At 67.3% G+C, this 18,754-nt stretch carries 16 protein-coding genes and 1 pseudogene; 7 read left to right on the forward strand and 10 right to left on the reverse strand.

The genetic code is table 11. The features are described from left to right. Positions 1 to 66 precede the first annotated feature (66 nt). Positions 67 to 918: an alpha/beta fold hydrolase gene (locus ABEA82_RS37525; RefSeq protein WP_345666246.1), complete on the forward strand. Its 852-nt coding sequence runs from the start codon at positions 67 to 69 to the stop codon at positions 916 to 918. A gap of 71 nt (positions 919 to 989) precedes the next feature. Here ABEA82_RS37525 and ABEA82_RS37530 read toward each other — a convergent pair. The 3 genes and pseudogenes from ABEA82_RS37530 to ABEA82_RS37540 form a co-directional block, all read right to left on the reverse strand. After that, a pseudogene (locus ABEA82_RS37530) lies at positions 990 to 1,409 on the reverse strand (transposase); the annotation flags it as partial. A gap of 89 nt (positions 1,410 to 1,498) precedes the next feature. Beyond that, positions 1,499 to 1,912: a hypothetical protein gene (locus ABEA82_RS37535; protein ID WP_345666247.1), complete on the reverse strand. Its 414-nt coding sequence runs from the start codon at positions 1,910 to 1,912 to the stop codon at positions 1,499 to 1,501. 187 nt (positions 1,913 to 2,099) lie between these two features. After that, complete coding sequence (locus ABEA82_RS37540) at positions 2,100 to 3,032, reverse strand: AraC family transcriptional regulator (protein ID WP_425588591.1); 933 nt, start codon at positions 3,030 to 3,032, stop codon at positions 2,100 to 2,102. A gap of 113 nt (positions 3,033 to 3,145) precedes the next feature. Between ABEA82_RS37540 and ABEA82_RS37545 the strand changes: the two genes are divergently transcribed. Next, a complete protein-coding gene (locus tag ABEA82_RS37545) occupies positions 3,146 to 3,925 on the forward strand; it encodes an NAD(P)H oxidoreductase (protein ID WP_345666249.1) in 780 nt (259 codons plus the stop codon). Here ABEA82_RS37545 and ABEA82_RS37550 read toward each other — a convergent pair. After that, positions 3,903 to 4,349, reverse strand: a complete 447-nt coding sequence (locus tag ABEA82_RS37550; RefSeq protein WP_345666250.1) for a hypothetical protein — start codon at positions 4,347 to 4,349, stop codon at positions 3,903 to 3,905. The genes ABEA82_RS37545 and ABEA82_RS37550 overlap by 23 nt on opposite strands. Before the next feature lie 265 nt (positions 4,350 to 4,614). On the opposite strand from ABEA82_RS37550, the gene ABEA82_RS37555 reads away from it, so the two are divergent. The 4 genes from ABEA82_RS37555 (at position 4,615) to ABEA82_RS37570 (ending at position 11,613) form a co-directional block, all read left to right on the forward strand. Further along, a complete protein-coding gene (locus tag ABEA82_RS37555; protein WP_345666251.1) occupies positions 4,615 to 8,394 on the forward strand; it encodes an nSTAND1 domain-containing NTPase in 3,780 nt (1,259 codons plus the stop codon). 448 nt (positions 8,395 to 8,842) lie between these two features. Next, on the forward strand, positions 8,843 to 9,007 hold the full coding sequence (locus tag ABEA82_RS37560) for a DUF6009 family protein (RefSeq protein ID WP_345666261.1): 165 nt from the start codon (positions 8,843 to 8,845) through the stop codon (positions 9,005 to 9,007). A gap of 787 nt (positions 9,008 to 9,794) precedes the next feature. After that, positions 9,795 to 10,697, forward strand: a complete 903-nt coding sequence (locus tag ABEA82_RS37565) for a hypothetical protein (protein WP_345666252.1) — start codon at positions 9,795 to 9,797, stop codon at positions 10,695 to 10,697. A gap of 502 nt (positions 10,698 to 11,199) precedes the next feature. Next, positions 11,200 to 11,613: a DUF6336 family protein gene (locus ABEA82_RS37570; RefSeq protein ID WP_345666253.1), complete on the forward strand. Its 414-nt coding sequence runs from the start codon at positions 11,200 to 11,202 to the stop codon at positions 11,611 to 11,613. Positions 11,614 to 11,915: 302 nt separating this feature from the next. Here the strand turns inward: ABEA82_RS37570 and ABEA82_RS37575 are convergent, their stop codons facing one another. Further along, the gene (locus ABEA82_RS37575) at positions 11,916 to 12,125 is read right to left on the reverse strand and encodes a DUF6207 family protein (RefSeq protein WP_345666254.1); all 210 of its coding nucleotides are present in this window, start codon (positions 12,123 to 12,125) and stop codon (positions 11,916 to 11,918) included. 583 nt (positions 12,126 to 12,708) lie between these two features. Here ABEA82_RS37575 and ABEA82_RS37580 point away from each other — a divergent pair. Continuing rightward, on the forward strand, positions 12,709 to 13,182 hold the full coding sequence (locus ABEA82_RS37580) for a hypothetical protein (RefSeq protein ID WP_345666255.1): 474 nt from the start codon (positions 12,709 to 12,711) through the stop codon (positions 13,180 to 13,182). Between the two features lie 272 nt (positions 13,183 to 13,454). Here the strand turns inward: ABEA82_RS37580 and ABEA82_RS37585 are convergent, their stop codons facing one another. The 5 genes from ABEA82_RS37585 to ABEA82_RS37605 all read right to left on the reverse strand — a co-directional run bounded on the left by ABEA82_RS37585 (position 13,455) and on the right by ABEA82_RS37605 (position 18,266). After that, positions 13,455 to 13,664 carry a DUF6207 family protein gene (locus ABEA82_RS37585; protein WP_345666256.1) on the reverse strand — a complete coding sequence of 70 codons (210 nt, stop codon included), beginning with the start codon at positions 13,662 to 13,664 and terminating at the stop codon, positions 13,455 to 13,457. 398 nt (positions 13,665 to 14,062) lie between these two features. After that, complete coding sequence (locus ABEA82_RS37590) at positions 14,063 to 14,488, reverse strand: peptidase inhibitor family I36 protein (protein WP_345666257.1); 426 nt, start codon at positions 14,486 to 14,488, stop codon at positions 14,063 to 14,065. 91 nt (positions 14,489 to 14,579) lie between these two features. Next, entirely contained in the window at positions 14,580 to 15,143 is a 564-nt protein-coding gene (locus ABEA82_RS37595; protein ID WP_345666258.1) for a GmrSD restriction endonuclease domain-containing protein, read from the reverse strand. Between the two features lie 536 nt (positions 15,144 to 15,679). Continuing rightward, entirely contained in the window at positions 15,680 to 16,609 is a 930-nt protein-coding gene (locus ABEA82_RS37600) for a hypothetical protein (RefSeq protein ID WP_345666259.1), read from the reverse strand. 10 nt (positions 16,610 to 16,619) lie between these two features. After that, positions 16,620 to 18,266: a hypothetical protein gene (locus ABEA82_RS37605; RefSeq protein ID WP_345666260.1), complete on the reverse strand. Its 1,647-nt coding sequence runs from the start codon at positions 18,264 to 18,266 to the stop codon at positions 16,620 to 16,622. Between the last annotated feature and the right edge of the window lie 488 nt (positions 18,267 to 18,754).

Genomic DNA, 18,754 nt, shown 5'->3' on the forward strand with positions numbered 1-18,754 from the left:
GGACGGACCAGCATAGTTCCTTAGCGTGACCTAGTCACCAAAACGCACCACACCTGGAGCCCCTCCATGCCCGAGCTGCGACGCGTCCCCGCCAACGGCGTCGAACTGAACGTCGCCCTCGCCGGATCGGGCCCGGCCGTCCTGCTACTTCACGGCTTCCCGCATACCTGGGAGCTGTGGACGGACGTCATGTCCGATCTGTCCGGCCGCTACCGCGTCATCGCGCCGGACCTGCGCGGGTTCGGCGCGAGCAGCCGGGCCGCCTCCGGGTACGACGCGGACACCCTGGCCGAGGACGCCGCGGCACTTCTCACCACGCTCGACGTGTCCTCGGTCGCGGTGGTAGGCATCGACGCGGGCACCGCGCCAGCCTTCCTCCTCGCCCTGCGCCGCCCCGGTCTCGTCCGGCGCCTGGTCGTCATGGAGTCCCTCCTAGGCAGGCTACCCGGCGCCGAGGACTTCCTCGCCGACGGGCCGCCGTGGTGGTTCGGCTTCCATTCCGCCGCGCCCGGCCTTGCCGAGACCGTGCTGGAGGGCCACGAGGCCGCCTACGTCGACTGGTTTCTGAGCGCCGGCACGCTCGGCGACGGGGTGCGCCCCGCCCTCCGGGACGCCTTCGTCCGCGCATACACCGGCCGTCAGGCGTTGAGCTGCGCGTTCTCGTACTATCGGGCCCTGCCCGAGAGCGCGGTACAGATCGAGCAGGCGGTCGCCACTGCCCGCCTGACGGTGCCAACGATGGCGCTGGGCGCCCGGCCTGTCGGTGCTGCGCTGGAACGCCAACTCCGCCCGTTCACCGACGATCTCACCGGACATGTCATCGAAGACTGCGGCCACATCATCCCGCTGCACCGGCCGCGCGCCCTGCTCACGCTGTTGCATCAGTTCCTCGCCGGTGAGGACGCGAAAGCAGCGTGACCGGGCCCCTAGTAGTGCTTCGTTAGGTTCTGGGCTGTCTGCGGCTTCTCCGAGGGCCGGGCAGGGGGCGGCCGCAGGTAGCCGGCCACCCGCTTGGCCGGATCGTGGCCACTCGTGGAGGCGGGGACCCCGGCGGTCACGTGGACACTCTGGGTGTCCAGGACCACCATGGTGGGGTCCTCTAATCGGCGGGCCCGCTCCCGTAGCTGGCAGCAGAGGAGTTCGTGGATGACCTGGCCGGTCCCGTCGTCGCACCAGGCGGCGAAGTAGTAGTAGGTCGCGCTCTTCGGCGGCAGGTCGTGCGGGAGGTAGGCACACTGGCAGCCGGTCCGCCCCTGGTAGAGGATCGCGTTCACGATCTCCCGCATGTCGTGGGCCCCCTGGTGGCCGCTGACCGAGCGGGATCGGTCCTTCCACGCGGTGATCACCGGCTCGATCAACGACCACTGCTCGTCCGATAAGTCAGGCGGATACGGCTTGCGTTCACTCAACCGGTCAGAGCACCAGATCAACAGGGGCAGACCGGCAGATTCTGCCCCGCAGCCACACCATCAGGCGACAGCAGATGCACTGAACCCTGCTAAGAGTGTGATTCATCCAAGCTGGGCGTCCCAAGACGGTTGAAGCCGGCGAGGCGCGGCGAGACGACGAAGGGGAAGGATCCGCCATCGGGGGTCTTGAGAGCCGCCACGATGTCATGGTCCGGTGCACCGAATATCTCGAAGTGCTGCACGGTGCAGTGCTCCATGACCTCGCGGATGTACGGATCCGAGAGCCGCCAGTGGGCGCGGATGGCCTCGGAGTTGCGGTAGAGCTGGAAGCTGTGCGCCAGCATCCGCTCCTCGTCGATGAAGACCTCGACCATGAGCTGAGGGCCGTGCTCTTGAGCGAATGTCACCGCCTGCGCGATGGCGCGCCGGAAACCGTCGAGGTGACCGTCCGTGATGCGCATGGTGTTGCGGAAGAGAATGGTGTTGCTCTTTGTGATCTCCATGCGCCGAGTGTTGCGCCTCAACCAAGGTTGAGGTCAAGGGTGCAGCCCAGCCGGGGAACCGGCGACGACACTGGCTGCTGATGAAGCCCTGGCGGGCCGCCTCGCGCTCCTCTCTGACACGGAGGACCGAACAGCACCTCCCACCCGAGCCCAGCGATGAACCGAACATAAGTTACAAACCGGCCTCTCAGAGAGCGTTACGGGCGCGGAAGGCGCTAGGGCTCATGCCTCGATGGCGTTTGAAGGCGGCGCTGAAGCCGAAGGCATCGGCGTAGCCGACAGACGTGGCGATTTGAGCGATGGAGGAGTCAGTGTCGGACAGAAGTGCCGCGGCCTCGCCCATACGGCATTCGGTGAGGTAGGTCAGTGGCGGGCGACCCATCACCTTGGTGAAGCGTTTGGCGAACAGCGCTCGGGAGACACCGGATTCGGTGGCGAGCGCCTCTACCGTCCATCTCCTGGAGGGCCGGGCGTGGAAGGCTTCGAGAGCGGGGGCGAGGATCGGATCGTTCAGGCCGCGATACCAGTCGGGGGCTTCCGAGCCCGCCCGGTCGAACCAGGTACGCAGCGTGCACACCAGGGCCCAGTCCAGCAGTCGGTCCATCAGGGCCTGGGAGCCGGCCGAGCGCAGGGCGGCGTCGGCGGCGGCCGCCTCCAGCCAGGCGCAGACCTCTGTGCCCTCGTTGATCACGAGTACGGGCGGCAGCGCGCGGAGCAGCCGTTCATGGCGATGGCCCGAGGCGCGGTATGCGCCCACGATCAGTGCGGTTGCTCCGTCTGGTTCGTTGCCCCATCGGATGCCGCCGATGTCTTGGGCAGTGCATTCGGCATCCGCTGCGAAGCAGGCGATCTCGTACTCGATGTGTGGGCGGTCGAGAGTGGCCGGCTGGTCCATGAGGTGAAACGTGTCGGGGGTGCACACGATGGCCGTATCGCCGGCGCCGACCGCTTGTTCGGCGCCGTCCGGCAGCAGCAGGATGCCACCGCCCCGCAGCACGGTGACCATCGTGAGCGGGGCGCCGTCGACGAAGCGGATGGTCCAGGGCGCTTCCAGCACGGCGTGGCTGACGACCGAGCCCTCGGCCCGGATGCCACTGAGTAGCGCACTCAAAGGATCCACACATGCCATCGTAGACGAACTCCTATGCATCAGAGCGTTTCCCCTATGGATCGTCTAACGGATCACGGGTGCACTGGACTGGTCGAACTGACCGAGACCAGCCAGGAGAAGCCGTGTCGCACCGCAGCAGCGTTGCTAAGACCGCCCTTGTGGTCATCGCACACCATCGGGCCGATTCCCTCACCGCGCACACCGCCCGCCGTACCACCGCGCGACTAGAGACCGCCGGATACCGCGTCGACCTGCTCGACTTGCACGCCGAAGGGTTCGACCCGCGGATGAACGTGGCGGACCAGCCGGACTGGGGCAACCGGGAGAAGCGGTACTCGGACGAAGTCCAGGCCCATATGCAGCGCGTTCTGGACGCCGACGTCGTCGTCACCGTGTTCCCCGTGTACTGGCAGAGCGTGCCTGCCCTCCTCAAGGGCTGGATCGATCGCGTGTGGAACTACGGATTCGCCTACGGCCGCAGCAAGCCCCGCCTAGCGGGCAAGCGCATGCTGTGGCTGGGCCTGGCCGGCGCCACATCCGATGACCCCATCACAGAGGGAATGCAGGCCGTGCTGGAGACCAACCTGAGCGAAGGCATCGCCTATTACTGCGGATTCTCCTACTCCTCCGTCGCCCTGCTCCCCGACGCCGAGGAGCGCCCGCAGCACATCGATGCCGAGGGCAATCTGCTGGTCGGCGACGCGGTTGCGGGAGCCGAACGCGAGGCGCAGAATGCCGAACCGGTGCAGACTTCACAATCCACCGAACCCAGAGGCCCTCACCTCGTTCAAGGACCACTCAAGGCGTGTCGTCCGTCACCAACGCCCCAGGACGCCCAGCTGCACCGCACAGCGCCCTACGTCCGCTTGAGGCCGCCCGCTACGCGGGATCACTGCACTTAACGAAGCTTCCGCTCTTGACAGTGCAGGCCATCACGGACAGGTACCTCGTTGGATACTTCGAGTGGGCCTCCTTGTAGCCCTTGCTGGCAAACCCTCCCGACGCATGCGCCATGGTCTCCGAAGCCGATAACCACTCTCTCCCGATCTTTACCTCGTAGGAGAGGAACGCCACCGCTCCTCGCCCATCGCGCTTGGTGTCGGTGGTCTCAATGTCCACCCCTACCCGCGTGCCGTTCCAGAAGATGTGGGCGTATACAGCCGCACCCGGAGTTCCAGGGGCCGTAGTCCGGGAGTGGGCATAGTTGCTTCCGAGCCCGTTATACCAATCGCTGGCGTATACCTCTGCCGCAGAGGCGGGAGTCGCGAGCGCCACAGCGAAGCCAGCAGCGACCATCAAAGCCGCTGCTCTCTTGCCTGCTGACATTGTCTTTCCCCTTCAGTCGTGGCTCAGATCCTCAGATGGAATCTGCAGATGCTCAAGGACGCCGGCCCCGGTTCGGGCGGCCACTGGAGGCGTCCTGGCTCGAGTTCACCGGGTTTCGGGTTGTTGGGCAGCTGTGTCCCGGGCGTGAAACAAAGCAGGTCACAGGCTTGGGTTGGCGAGATGGTGTCTTTCACGGTGGTGGGGCGGGTGTTGTGATGAGACGCCGCTGCAGCTCACGTGGAGCGGCACGGGGGAAGGAAGCGATATGGGGCGTCCGGAGGCGGACCTCGATCCGGAGCGGGGGCCGGTTCAGCGGTTCGCGTTCGAGTTGCGCAAGCTGCGTCAGGACGCGGGCGGCATCACTTACCGGCAGATGGCCCGGCAGGTGGAGATCTCGGTCTCCACCCTGTCGAGAGCGGCCAATGGAGAGCAACTGCCCTCCCTGCAGGTCGCCTTGGCGTATGTGCGGGCGTGTGGCGGCGAGGAGCAGGCGTGGGAGCGGCGCTGGCGCGAGGCGGTCACGGAGCAGGCCCGGGCGGCCGACCTCGTGTCGGAGGAGACCGATCCCTCCCCCTACCGTGGCTTGGCCCGGTTCGATGTGGGCGATGCGGAGCTGTTCTTCGGCCGGGACGAGGTGACCGATACGCTGGTCCGCGCGGTGACGGAGCACCGTGTGTTTGCGGTCTTCGGGCCGTCCGGCAGCGGCAAGTCGTCCCTGCTGCGGGCGGGGCTGATTCCCCGCCTGCGCAGCCTGGAGGGACCGCGCCGGCCGGCGGCGGTGCGGATCCTCACCCCGGGCGAGCATCCGCTGCGCACCCACGACAGCGTGTGCGAACCAGCCCCGGGCGAGGGGGACACCTGGCTGATCGTGGATCAGTTCGAGGAAATCTTCACCCTCTGCCGCGACACCGGCGAGCGGGCCGACTTTGTTGCGCGTCTGCTCGCCGCCGCCGAGCCCGCAAGTCGGCTGCGCGTCATCCTCGGCGTGCGTGCCGATTTCTACGGGCGCTGCGCCGAGCACCGTGAACTCGCGGAGGCCCTGCGCGAGGCCAACCTGATGGTGGGACCGATGAGTCCGGCCGAGCTGCGCGAGACCGTCGTCAGGCCCGCCCATGCCGCCGGGCTGATCGTCGAGCGCGAGCTGACCGCCCGCCTCGTGGAGGAGGCGGACGGCGAGCCGGGCGGCCTGCCACTGCTCTCGCACGCATTGCGGGAGACCTGGCGGCGGCGCCGGGGCCGGACGCTCACCATGGAGGCATACGAGGCGGCGGGCGGCCTACACGGCGCCGTTGCGCAGAGCGCCGAGGAGATCTACACCCGGCTGGCCCCCGACCACGCGGGACTGGCCCGGCTGATCCTGCTGCGGCTGATCACTCCCGGTGAAGGCTCCCAAGACACCCGACGTCCGGTCGACCGGAGCGAACTCGACCTCGGCACCGCCTCCCAGGACGACATCGCCCTCGTCCTCGACCGGCTGACCAACGCCCGGCTACTCACCCTCGACGAAAACACCGTCGACGTCGCCCACGAGGCCCTGATCTCCGCCTGGCCCCGGCTACGCGGATGGATCGAGGAAGACCGCGAGCATCTACGCGTCCACCGCCGGCTGACCGAGGCGGCCCGCGCCTGGGACGACCTCGGACGCGACCCGGGGGCCCTGTACCGCGGCACCAGGCTGGCCACGGCCGAGGAGGCGTTCACTGGACACAGCACCATCCTCACCGTGCTGGAGGCGGACTTCCTCACCGCAAGTGGCGCTGCACGCGATCAGGAGCGGCAGGCGGCGGCCCGGGCCGCACGCCGGCTGCGCACGCTGGTCGGCTCACTGTCCGCCGTGGTGGTGCTCGCCCTCCTGGCGGGCATCGTCGCCTGGCAGCAGACTCAGGAGAGCGACCGACAGCGGGTTCTTGCCGCCGCCCGCAGGGCCGCCAGCGTGGCAAACGGGCTGCGTTCCTCCGACCCCCGGCGGGCGCTCCAACTCAGCGTCGCCGCGTGGGAACTGAGCCATACTCCGGAGACCAAGTCGGCCCTGCTGGGCGCCTTGGAGCAGCGGGAACGGGCGAGGTTCGAGTCGCCGCCCTCCGACTACGACGCCGAGCCGTTTCTGAGCGGCGGCGGCCGCACCCTCACTCAAATAGAGGGGAAGCGCATCACGGTGAGGGACGCGGAGACCGGCCGGGTGACGGGCACCTACCGCGCGTTGCCGCATAACGTGGACCCGGAGGGGATCGTCCCTCTCCAGCACAGCCCCAACGGCTCAGCGCTCGCCATCCCCACGGGTGCCGGCATGCAGGTGCGGCTGTGGGACATCCGCGCCGGGGGGTATCGCGGACCTGCCTTTGGCCCTTCCCGTTCCGCCTCCGACACCTTGTCCTCCACGGGATTCAGCAGCAGCGGGCGGGCGATGTACTTCAGCACCGACAACCGCGGCACAGAGGTGTGGGACACGCGCACCGGGCGGCGGCTGCTCTCCGCCCCAGATGCCCCCCAGGCGGTTGCGGCGGACGTCAGCGCGGACGGCCGCCTGCTGGCGTACTGCACCGAGGACGATCACGTCGAGCTGTGGGACATGCGCCAGGACCGCCGATCGACTGCCGAGTGGATCACGAAAGTTCCCTGCTCGACCCTGCAGTACATACAGTTCTCGCCCGACGGACACACCCTGGCGGTGGCGGACGAGCAGGGACTACGGCGCTGGCGGCTCTCCTCCGGGAAGGAACTGCCCATGCTCCGCCAGACGGGCCCGGAACAGTATGCCTTCAGTGACGACGGCAAGTTCGTGGCGGGCGCGGGCAGGAACGAGATCCTTCTCTGGCGCCTTGACCGGCCGCAGGCCCCGGTCTTCCGCCACGCGCTGGCCGACGAGTACGGGTACCCCGGCGACATCGAACTCGACATGAGTTCCCGTGCGATCCGCTACATCGGAAGCGGGACCGGTACCCGACCCGTGGTGCACACCCTCGATCTGGGCCGGTCCATCCCCTCCTCCTGGCGTGCGCAACCCGTCAACAACGCCACGTTCAGCGCGGACGGCAGCACGCTGGCCCTGGCCCACGCGGGCGCCCGCGTCGACCACTTCACCCTGCTCGACGCGCGCAGCGGCAAGGTCATGGCGAACGTTCCCGGGCTGGAGCGGTCTGCCCCGGCCGGGGAAAACGGCCCGTTTCTGCCGATGTCACTGAGCGCCGACGGGGACCGCTTCGCCTACGGCCTCGACGAAGCGCCGATCCCGCACGGCGTAGACGGGATCCGCGTGTGGGATACAAGAAGAAACCGGCAGGTCAGGGCGCTCACCCCTGGTGATGCGGACTTCGAGTTCATGTCAGTGACCCTCAGCCCGGACGGCCGGAAGGTGATGACCACCGGAGCGGAAGGCGGAATCAAGGTCTGGGACACCCGCAGCGGAAGGCGGCTGCGCACTCTGCCCGAGCCGAAACGTGGCAACCGCGATGAGCAGGTCCAGGGAATCGGCGCGCTCAGCGCCGACGGCACGAAGCTCCTGACGGACACCGGTGCCATGATCGGAGTGTCCGACGGCAAGACCCTGCCCGACGAACTCGGGGAATGCAGTGACTGTGTGTTCGCGTTCAGTCCGGACGCGCGCCGGATCGCCGTGGCGGCGACGTACCAGGGAAAGGTTTCCCTGTGGGACGGCACGCTGCGTACGCCGCTGGGCACACTGTCCGGCACCCTCTCCCGCGCCACACACGGCGCACGCGAGCAAGCGACCGCGATGGCCTTCTCCCCGGACGGCACCACCCTCGCCATCTCTGGGAACCAGGGCACCATGCAACTGTGGGACGTGACCTCTCAGCAACCCCTCGCCGCCCTACCCACTCCGGGCGACAGCATCCTGTCCCTGGCCTTCAGCCCGGACGGCGGCACACTGTACGCCGCAGGTGAGCACGTGCCGTGGCAGAAGTACGACATCGATCCGGACCGAGCCGTCGACACGGTCTGCGCACGCGCTGGAGCCTCGCTGTCCCCAGCCGCTTGGAACAGGTTCCTCCCCGAAGTTCCCTACCGGCAGCTCTGCCCGTCTTGAGCGCACCCGAGCGAAGCCGCGATCACCGTCGCTGCCTCCACTTGCCTACCGCACTTCCACGCTACGGCGGGACAGATGCGCCAGCGATCGTGACGCTCTCCGGTTCAGGAAGAGGCACTTACGGATCCGATGTCGTCGTGCTGGCCCGTCAGGAGAGTTGATCAGGTAGCGAGTGCAGTCATGACCCGGCTCGGAGCGGAGAGATGTGGTGGGTCGCGGGTCGGTGACGCAGTGCCTCGAGGATCGCTGTCGGCGGGCGGGGCTGGTGGCCGCCTGCCGGTCGGGCGTGGACTTGTTGTTTGGCGAGCTTGTGCAGGAGCCGGGCGCGGCCGTCTTCGACGGTCTGCTCCTCGAGGAGTACTTCGCTGAAGGCTTCCATGACGGCGTCTTTCCGCCGCCCTGCGGACGTACGATGCATTGACAGGCTCCGTCCCGGGCGTTGACCAGCTTGGGATCGGGGTGGAGTAGCGCCTGGACAGGGCGGCATGGGGCGGCCCAATGGTCCGACCCCGCCGGCCTGTACGCCAACACCGCCCCAGCCGAAGCCATCGACCCCCGCACCCTCGAACCCCGCATCAAGGGCTCCAAGACAGAACGCTGGTGCAGGCAGTAGCGGATCTTTCGCAAGAAGCCCTCGATACGTGTCCGGAGTGACCCATCATCGTGGGATGGGAGAGCAGATGGATGTGGAGAGCCTTCGGCGACTGATCGACGACACAGTTGTCTCTCGGTATGAAGTCTTCAGCCATGCCGACATCCCAGCGCTGTGCGCGAGCCTCGGCATGCCGGCGCCACGCTCGCCGTCCCCACCCCAACTCCTCCGGCCTCCTCCTCGGAGGTGATGACTGCGGGGCATGATGATTGGAAGGCCAGCCTGCTGTGTGCAGCTGGTATCTGGGGAGGTGGCGGTGGCAACCACAAGGCCGAGTCGGGTGCTTATCGATCAGACGACGCTATGCGAGGCAGCGCGGCTGTTGGCGGGTATCCCAACGCCCGATTTTCTTCCTTCGCAATCGAGAATGCCCAACACGGCGGAGCGTGTTGCTCATTTGTCGACCTTGCTGGACGCGCTGCTGCTCTATGACGAGCTCCACGTACTGGATGCCCAACTACCCACGGATGCAGCGGAGCTGGCACTTCGACAGGTTCTGCTGCAGCGACGCATCCTACGGCCCGTAGACACGCGGGTTCTATCGGGGGACGTGTCGGACGAACTATCGGGTTTGCTTCAAGATGCCGAAAACAGCCCGCGAGCTCCTCGATGGCGCCGCCCTTATGCGTCCGGGCCAGAGGTAGCTGACAGCGTTCGTAGATTGCTGAGCCACTCTCCGGGGAGTGAGATCCCCACGTGCGACGAGGACCTTGAACAGGCCATCCGCAGGAGGGACCTGGTGGTGGCCATGCGCAGCGAATTCGAAGGGCGTTTCGATCACCTCATCGTGGCCGAGACGCTGCAGCGCGATCCGCTGCGCACGCTTGGCGCGGAAGCGCTCCGTAGCATCGGGTACTGGAGCAGCGGCGCCATCGCTAACGGCGTCTCACACCTCCGTACCTTCATCTACTGGCGCACCTCCGCCCACCTCGGCATCCCGTTCCTGCCCTCCATATATCGCCTGCCCGCCTACCAGCTCTTGACGGACCACATACGCCGCACGGTGCAAGACCGTGTCTACGGGATCGTCGCCGACGCCTTCCGTACGACCGTCGGCGAGGTATACGAGGACGAGGAGCCTATGCCGTTGTACCTCCCGCCCGCGCTGGCCCTCTTCCTCGACCACCTCCGCACCCACGGGGACATTGCCGCCGCTGTGGACGACTTGCGCCGCCGACACCGCAAGCTGCGCCGGAGCCTCAACGCACTCCAGCACACCCTCCACAGCGACTCGGCGTTGGGGGAGGCCAGGGCTGCGCGCCGCCGGCTCAACGCAGCCCTGGAGGCACTGCGCAGCGACCTCGGCCCGGACGACCAGGCAGCGGTCGGCACCGTCGACCAGCTTCTCGACATCATGCCCAGCGTCGCAAAAGCAGCCACTAATCCCCTGGATATTGGCGGCTACGCCGAAGCGCTGGCAGCCCATCCGGCCAACTGGATTCGCTCCTGGTGGTTACGGCGTCCCGTACGTGCCGCCCTCCGGTTGAGTACCCGCTTGGAAGACCTCAGCCGCTACGACCGCCTGCTTTATGAAGCGACTGGTCAATACTGGGACCCCAGAGAGCTTGATGAGCTGCACCGCGAGTACAACAGCGTTGTAGCCCACTATGGCTGGGACAACCGACTCCCAGCCAGACATCGCGAGGTGTAGCGGCAGAACCACCACAGCAGGAACCGGCGTAGTGCGGCGTCGCCGCTGTAGGGAGTGCCGGGGAGCGGAGCGCGTGGACACCTTCGCAAGGTTCTCACGCCGTCTCGTACAACCGTGCGCCAGATCACTTCCGCCGCAACAGCGGCAGCCGTGACGAGGTTCTTGCGCAAGAGCGGGCTCCCCATGGTCGAGCGGGTGGTGTCGCCTGTGCAGGACACGCACCCGGATCCGGTGGTTGCGCACAGACAGGGACCTTCACCCGTTCGAAGGACATAGAGGTACGTTGCCTGCGGCGGTGGAGGGGCGGCCACCAGCGCGCTACCTGCCTCCACACGATGCTCCTGGGCCGCGGCCAGCGGTGAGACGCGAAGTACCGGCGGAGATCGAGGCCCGGAACGATTCTGCCAGTACGGGCCCTTCATTGTCGGGCTGCGCGCAACTCGAAGGTCAAGCCGGGAGCGGCCCGGAGGCGGTGTGATCCCGGCGGCGCGGCTGGGTTGCGGTGCCGCGTACGCGCACCGAGGACGCGATCATCCGCCCCCTGCTCCGGATCCGGCACGTGGCGGCGCGTGGAGCTCTTTACGGGCTGGCCGCCGTGCCTCTGCTCGGGGTGGCCTCGCTGTTCTTCGGCGACCACCACGACCGGACGACGTTCCTCGCCGTCGCCGGAGGGTTCGCCGCCGCCATGGCCGTGGTCGGAATTATCATCGGGCTCGTCTTCTGGTGGGCCTGCGGGGGAGACATCCGCCGCTGCCGCGACTGGCGCACCGTCAAGGGGCTGGCTGGGCCCGTGACTGTCGCAGCCCCGGTACTGCTACGGGTCGGGGCGCTGGCCCTGGTGCTGTTCCCCGGCGCCTTCGGCCTGCACGTCCTCGTGGACGGCGCCGAATACGGCAGCTGGCTGTACGGCAACTGAGCCACGCTCGCCCGGCGCGGGCGCTCAGCGCAGCATCGGCATCACCAGCCTTGCACTCGGATTCAGCCGCTCCCGGTCGCTGAAGGGATGGGCGGTGCGGAACGCGGCCGCGGATTGGGACGATCGCCGGGTGCGCGCCGGTCGTGGCCGCCGCGCTGTGCCGCCGTCACGGCGGCGGTGTCAGGAGAGGTACGTCGGTGTGGGAGAGGTCGGTGCGGGGGCGGTGCAGGCGTGCGGGGTGGCGCCAGGACGCCAGCGTCGTGGGCGACGTCGACGGGTCCAGCGGCGTGCCCGTCGTGGGGTTAGGAGTCGAGGTGCTGGCGCACGTCCAGGTAGCAGCGCAGCCGCACGCCGGGCTCGCCCGGAACCCGAATCGTACGGTCCGCCGGTGCCGTCGCCCACCGCCCGGCGAGCGCCTCCTGGACGGCGAACGCGGTCAGGTCGTCGGCGGCTGCGATGTCGATCACGGCCAGACCCGGCTGTGCCACATGTGCTTCGTTGATCGGCTTCATGCAGGGCACTACGCCCCAGGGCCTGCGGAGGTTCTCCGATCGCGGCGTCCTTCACACGACCGAGTAGATGCCGGAGGGCTCCGCGACGACTGAAGACCTTTTCGGCTACTTACCGATCCAGGCAGGCCTGGGTCACGGCCGCGCGGCTCGAATGGATGGGCTTCTTGTCAACTCCAGTACTGCTACTGAGCCTGGGCATCCGCTGCCGCCTGGGCCGCAGCTGCTGCTTCTTGTTCCCTGCGCTGGCGGTCGTGCTCCAGCTGGGAACTCAAATTCCAGCCGACGCCTGTGCTCTTCCTCCCGTCGGCGCCTTTCTTCTGCGCTCTGAACCTGCTGCGAGTTGCTCATCTGCTTCCTCTCCTTGTGGCGCTGGAGCTCCCCTCATCACCTCGCTGCAGCACGTCGCCGATCCACACCCCGTCGGCCGGGCGTCAGGCCAGTGCCTGTGCTGCACGGTCACTGCGACGGCCACGGTCACACTCCCAACTGATCGGCGCGCATGTGGGCATAGGCCAGGTGGTAGCCCAGTCCGTGGTAGCCATACTGTCTCGAAGTGCGTAGCGCGGAAGTAGTCGATCCCCACGTGGGCGTTGCAGTCGTAGTGTCCGAACGCCGGATTGGCAGCCAGCGCCGAGGGGAACAGATCGGCCGCCTCTGCCCAGCGCTCCTGGGGCTGCGCCACCAGACCCAGATTGATCCGGGCGTGGAGGAACGACGCATCGATCTGGCCCGCTGTGGTGAAGAACTGGATGGAACTTGTGAGGAGGCTCTCATGCTGAGTCGGACGGAGGGGCTGGACCTGGCCCGTCACTTCCTGGAGGAGCACAAGGCGGCTTTTGGAATCCCGGTGCGTATCGTTGAGGATGACGTATTTGTCGCCGGAGCAGACCTCATCGCCCAGTACTGCAGCGTCGCTCGCCTGGAGGGGGACTCCACAAGGGCCCTCGGCGGCAACATGCCCGTACACGTGGACCTTGCTACTGGCGAGTGTCGCTTTCTCACCCTGAGAGAAGCCTTTGACTACGGGGAGCGCAAGCGAAAAGCCGAGAGCACTTGAGGGCAGTCGCGGTTTCCGACCGTGGGCGGCCCAGCCTGGCCACAGTGGCTGCCCGGAACCGTCCATCGGCTCGGCTCTGCGGGCTCACTCGCGCCTGACTGTAAGCAGAGCGCTTGGCCGACCAGCACAGGCGCGACAATGCTCGCATGGCATTTTGCCACCATGAGCGCTCGCAGTCGCCTTGGACGAGGCCGGAGCCATACCCGTTCTGCGTAGACCAGCGGCTCGCACCTTGCGATCACAGCGTGTCCAGCGGCGTGCCCGGTGTGGGGTTAGGAGTTGAGGTTCTGGTGTACGTCCAGGTGGCTGCGCAGCCGTACGCCGGGTTCGCCCGGGACGCGGGTCGTACGGTCTGCCGGAGCGGTCGCCCACCGTCTGGCGAGGGCTTCCTGGATGGCGAAGGCGGTCTGGTCGTCGGCGGTGGCGACGTCGATCACGGCCAGACCCGGTTGTGCCACATGTGCTTCGTTGATCGGCTTCATGCAGGGCACTACGCCCCAGGGCCTACGGAAGTTCTCCGATCGCGGCGTCCTTCACACGACCGAGTAGATGCCGGAGGGCTCGGCAACCATTGTTGAGGCCGCATCGGTCGTGAGGGAGCTGCACAGTGAGCGCGAGAGGAGGAGTGCGGTTCACCGGCCGTTCGCCCGGCTCAGCGAGAGGCTAGCCGGCAGGTGGTGGTGGAGGGGACAGTGTCCCCGGGCCTCACCTATTGCCTGCTGGGAAGATCGTTTGGCTGAAGCCCTGCAGTGCCTTTCGCCGCGTAGGCGACCGCCCTTCACGACCACGCATGCTGATCAGCCCTGCCCGGTGATGCTTGCCGGGCGGGGCTGACTGCTGTGCAGGCATCGGGCGCCTGGGTCGGTGGGTGGGGGATGGGTTAGCCGCAGTCGTTGTGGTTGATTTTCAGTGAGCGGGTTTGGTCGTTGAGGTTGTAGCCGCGCAGGTCGTGGATGGAGCCGCCGCTGCGGGTGATGCACACGTGCCGGCCGCTGTGGTTGCGTTTCTCGTACACGCGGGCGGTGCGGTCGGAGTTGTTGCGGATGGAGCTGCCGCGGTCGCGGATCGCGGAGGGCAGGTCCTTCACGCTGCCGTCCACGGCACGCCGTACCCAGGGCTGACCACCGAAGTTGATCTCGGGGTAGATGCACACGTAGCCGTCAGGGCAGTCGATCGCGGCCTTCACCGCGCCGGGGGTGCTGGACGCGGAGCCCGGAACAACCATGGGGGAGAGGGCCATGGCGGCGATCGCCGCGGCACGCATCAGGTACTGCCCGCCAAGGCCCAGAACGGCAGTGTGCGCCACGGGTTCACTCCACCGGGGGACCGCTGCCGACGGCGGCCCTGGGCGCGGTGGTTCCCGCGCCCATCGGTGCGGGAACCACCGTCGGCCGGGGTCAGGGGACGGGGCTGACGTTGACCTCCGTGCCGGGGCATTCGGCGGCACCAGAGGTCAGCGTGTCCTGCTCGGCCGGGTCCACCGTGAGGTCCCACTGGAGTTTCACAGCGGTCCAGTTGGCCAGGTAGTGGCAGCGTTCGGCGGGGTTGTCGGGCACGAGCCAGGTGGTGGGGTCTTGGTCGGCTTTCTGTCGGTTGGATCGGGCGTTGACGGCTTCGAGGTGGCGTGGGTCGTCGAGGTAATTGGCGTAGGTGACGCGGCGCTGGCGGGTCCAGGCGGAGGCGCCGGAGTCCCAGGCTTCGGCGAGCGGGACGAGGTGGTCGATGTCGATGCCGCGGGGGCCGTCGATGAGGGTGTTGTCGTACCAGGAGTACCAGCGGCCTCCGGACAGGGTGCACCGGCCGGTGACCGTCGGCGGCTCCACTGCTTCCTCGAGGAGGACTTCCATGCGGGTGTTGCAGCCGTCGCGGTCGGCGTCGATCCACCCGCCGAAGGACTGCTCGCGGTCGTAGCCGGTGCGGTCCTCCGCAGCGACGGGCAGCTGGGCCACCGCTTCGCTCAACAGCAGGGTTTCGGCAGCCGGCGCGGCCTGCGCGGCCGGAGCGATCGCGGTGGGCAGTACGGCGGAACGACGGCGGCCAGGACGGTCAGGGCACGGCGCACGGCGGCTCCTTGGGCGAAGAGCCGGAACAGGTCGTGCCTCTTCGTAGCGAGCCCTTGCTGCGGCGCGCCCGGGAACCGGGAGCACCCTCACTCTGACGAGCGGTAAGTCAGATCGTCAGGGCCGCCCGGGACCACGCAAGCGCCGGCCGGAGTAGTGGCCGCAGGCCATCCACCGCAGCGGCGGGCGCCTGAAGTAGATCCAGCAGCACCGCCCGACAATCTACGCGGCCCAGCAGCAACTTGCCCTACCGGTGCCCGCATGGGTCGACGGTTGGCTCGAGCGCGGTGAATCTCCTGCTTTGGACGTACCGGGCGGCAGGAGCAAGCGATCGTGGTCCGAAGCTGCGACCAGGCATCAGCACCTCAGGCGGGTTCGGCACCGCCCGCCTGGGGCACCGCACCGTGAGGACGCTCGGCGTCGGGGGGCGTTCCTGGCTAGGACGCAGCCGGTGGAGGGTACGTGACGCACCCTTCAACCTCAGGTGTGGCCAGACAGTAGAAGTCCTTGCCTGATTCATGTTCCGTGCGCACGATACGCAAGACGTCCTGAGGGATAGTGAAGACGGCGATGCGAGCGCGCGGCATGGTCACTTGGCCGACTTGCCGCTCCAGCACCGCGTGGTCGAAGCCGGTCACTCGGTAGAGCCCGACGGGGACTCGTGCGCCGGCCGGGTATCCGTAGAGGGTCATCTTCCGCGTGCGCTCCCAGCCTTCCAGCGCAGCCGCCCCCTGGTCCCAATGCAGCGGTACCTCGTAGGTGGTCCTCACGTCGCCGGCGCTGGCCGTCAGCGTCAGCTGACCGGAGAGGGCGATGGCGTTGAAGGCCGGATCGGATGGAAAGAATGTCCAGGTCGGACTCTGCAGCAGGCTGTCGCCGATGTCCCAGACATCCACTCTGCGACCATCGATGAGCGGGTCCTTGGATGGCTCGCTGGCATCGGATTGGGCTACAAGCTTCACCTTTGTGGTGTTCGTGCGATCTCCTGCCTTCACCGTGACTGTGATCGGTTTGCTCTTCGGGAGCCTGTACAGACACAGGGCCACTGAATCCTGCGGCCGGAGCTCCACCTTGTCGTGGCTCGACGACACCCAGGCCAGGGGACGGTCGAGTGGGTGGCCCTGCATGATCAGCCTCAGCAGACTGGTGTGACAGTCGATGTCGACACCGCCGTCACCGCCTGTCAGCATGTCGAACTGTTTCGCCAGCAGCAGGTCCCGGGCGGAGGAACTCGGCGTCTGGGCGCCAAGGGAGGTGTGGGTGACGCTCGTGGTCGGCGAAGCCTCTGGGGCATCGTGGTCCGACTCACAGCCGAGGGCGAGGAGGCACACGCCGGCCAGCCATAGAGAAAGTCTCCTTTTCACCATCCATCACCTTTCAACGCATCTTGCCGCAGTACTCTTCGGCTTGGTGTAGTTCCGCGGCTAGGGCTTGCTCGTACTGGCGGCGGAATGTGAGGTCCACCCGGCCGGTTCGTTCCGCTGCGGCCAGCTGGGCGATTGCGTCCTGCTGGGCCATGCGGCCGGTGCCCAGGTCGCAGCGAGCCAGGCTCCAGGACGCCAGCAGGCCGTGCCACACGAATCGTTCGACCAAGTCCTGCCCCTGCGCGATGGCGTCTCGGATGCGCTCGACGGCCATTGCGAGATCGCCTCGGTGGGCAGCATGGACCGCAGCGATCGACTCCGCAAGGGCATGGATTTCGGCGGCACCGGCGATGTCCGGGGATGCGCGGACTGCAGACAGAGCCTCGTCCACCGTGCCGTCGTCCTTCACCAACCCTGCGGTAATACGGCACTGCTCGACTTGCGCGAGGTTCACCGTGGCCTTGAGCTGCCCGAGTTTGGTGAACTCGGGGTCCTTGGCCAGGGCCCGCAGGGCCTGCGAGATCGCGGCGAGTTCTGCGGCGTGCACAGTGCCGGGCTGGCAGTTGCGCGCCTGGCCCAGAGCCCGGCGATAGGCGTTGCCCTGCAGACTGAGCCTGGCGCGCCATCCGACCAAAGAGTTCTTGCGGATGGCGAGGTAGTTCGCGCGAGCTTTCTCCAGCAGGGTCTGTCGGTTGTGTCCTGTTTCCGTGAACGCCTGCTGCTCAGCCGTATGGCCACGGAACAGTCGGATCAGGTCAAGCGGCACGAACCCGTCGCGGCCATTCTGCTGCCTCGGATCGAGCAAGCTCTCGAGGATCTGTCCGGCCTCTACAGGGCTGCCGTTACGCCAGGTGTCCAAGGCATCCACGAACTCAGCAAGAGTCCCGGTCTGGCGCGTCAGCTCCGCGCTGAGCTGTGCCCGCCCTCGCGCCGACTCCCAGCTGCGGCTCATCAGGATCGGTCCGTCGAGGTACCAGCCGGCGAGTTCTGGTGAGTCGGGAACCTGGTCCGCCCTCACATAGACAGCTGGCCGCAGTGTGGTCTGCCCAGCTGGGTCCGTATCGACCAGACCACCCACAACGATCTCGGCATTGGTCTCGTCGGCGAACGCCGCCGTCTTCCGCTCCAGCCTGCTTTGATCATTGCCTTGGAGCTCGAGGAGGGGCAGGGAGATTTCACCGGCGTAGCTGCGGACGGCGGTCGCGGTGGGAATCCTGCCTGTCATGGAACGGGCGAAGTCAGCCGCCACATCGGTCAGCACCTGCCCGTCGTGTGCCTCGTCGCGCCCGGCGAAACCGACAACGGCAACGTCCCGCGCCCCCCTCATCCGAGTGAGAGGCGGCGGCGGGGGACGGAATGCGAAGAGCACCGCCACGCTGACGAGAAAGAGGCATCCTGCCGCCAACCACACCAAGACCCGGGATCGGCCAGTGCGCTGCCCGAATGTTTCCCGTACTACGACGCGTACCGCCACCACGTATCCGGCTAGCGCGGCGAGAAGCGCGAGGGTCAGCGGTACCGGGGAGAGAGTGGAGCCAAGCTTCTCCACCACAAGGAGGGCACAGGGGACAGCAGCTGCAAACACTCCGAGCAGCGACCACAGCCACAGGGAGAAACCGCTCTCGTGGTCCGGCTGAGCGTCTCCGGAGCGATCTGGCATGCGCCTCCTCACCCGTCGACTCACCGGCGCGACTCAGTGCCGACCAGCACGCTAGAGCGGCTTGATGCCCTCCGCTGTCAACGCCATTCGCAATATCTAGTTTTCTCGTCTGATTTCCCTAGATCAGCGGTAGCCGAGCGAATGGAAGAGCAACGTCCAGATCATCACCTCAGTCTGGATCGGCCTCGCAGCTTGCCCGTCAGGGGATCGCTTCAGGCACCGACAAGTTTCGTAGAGGTCTAGCAAGAGCCGCGAGAAGCAGCTCGGAAGCGGCGGAGCTGCGGCGCAGGTGATCCATGCCCATGGCAGCGCTCTTCAGGGTCTCGCCGCGTCACCGCCTCGGCGCCAGGTGTGCCCACTAAGACGTCATCTCATTTGGTTGCCTCGGTAGGCTATCGGTCGTGGTGGCGATTGTTGAGCGGCTGGTGCCGGACGAATTGTGGGAGTTGTTCCAGCGGGTGGTGCCGGAGGCGCCTTCGCGGCCTCAG

The sequence above is a fragment of the Streptomyces venetus genome (assembly GCF_039540295.1).
GTDB classification, from domain to species: domain Bacteria; phylum Actinomycetota; class Actinomycetes; order Streptomycetales; family Streptomycetaceae; genus Streptomyces; species Streptomyces venetus.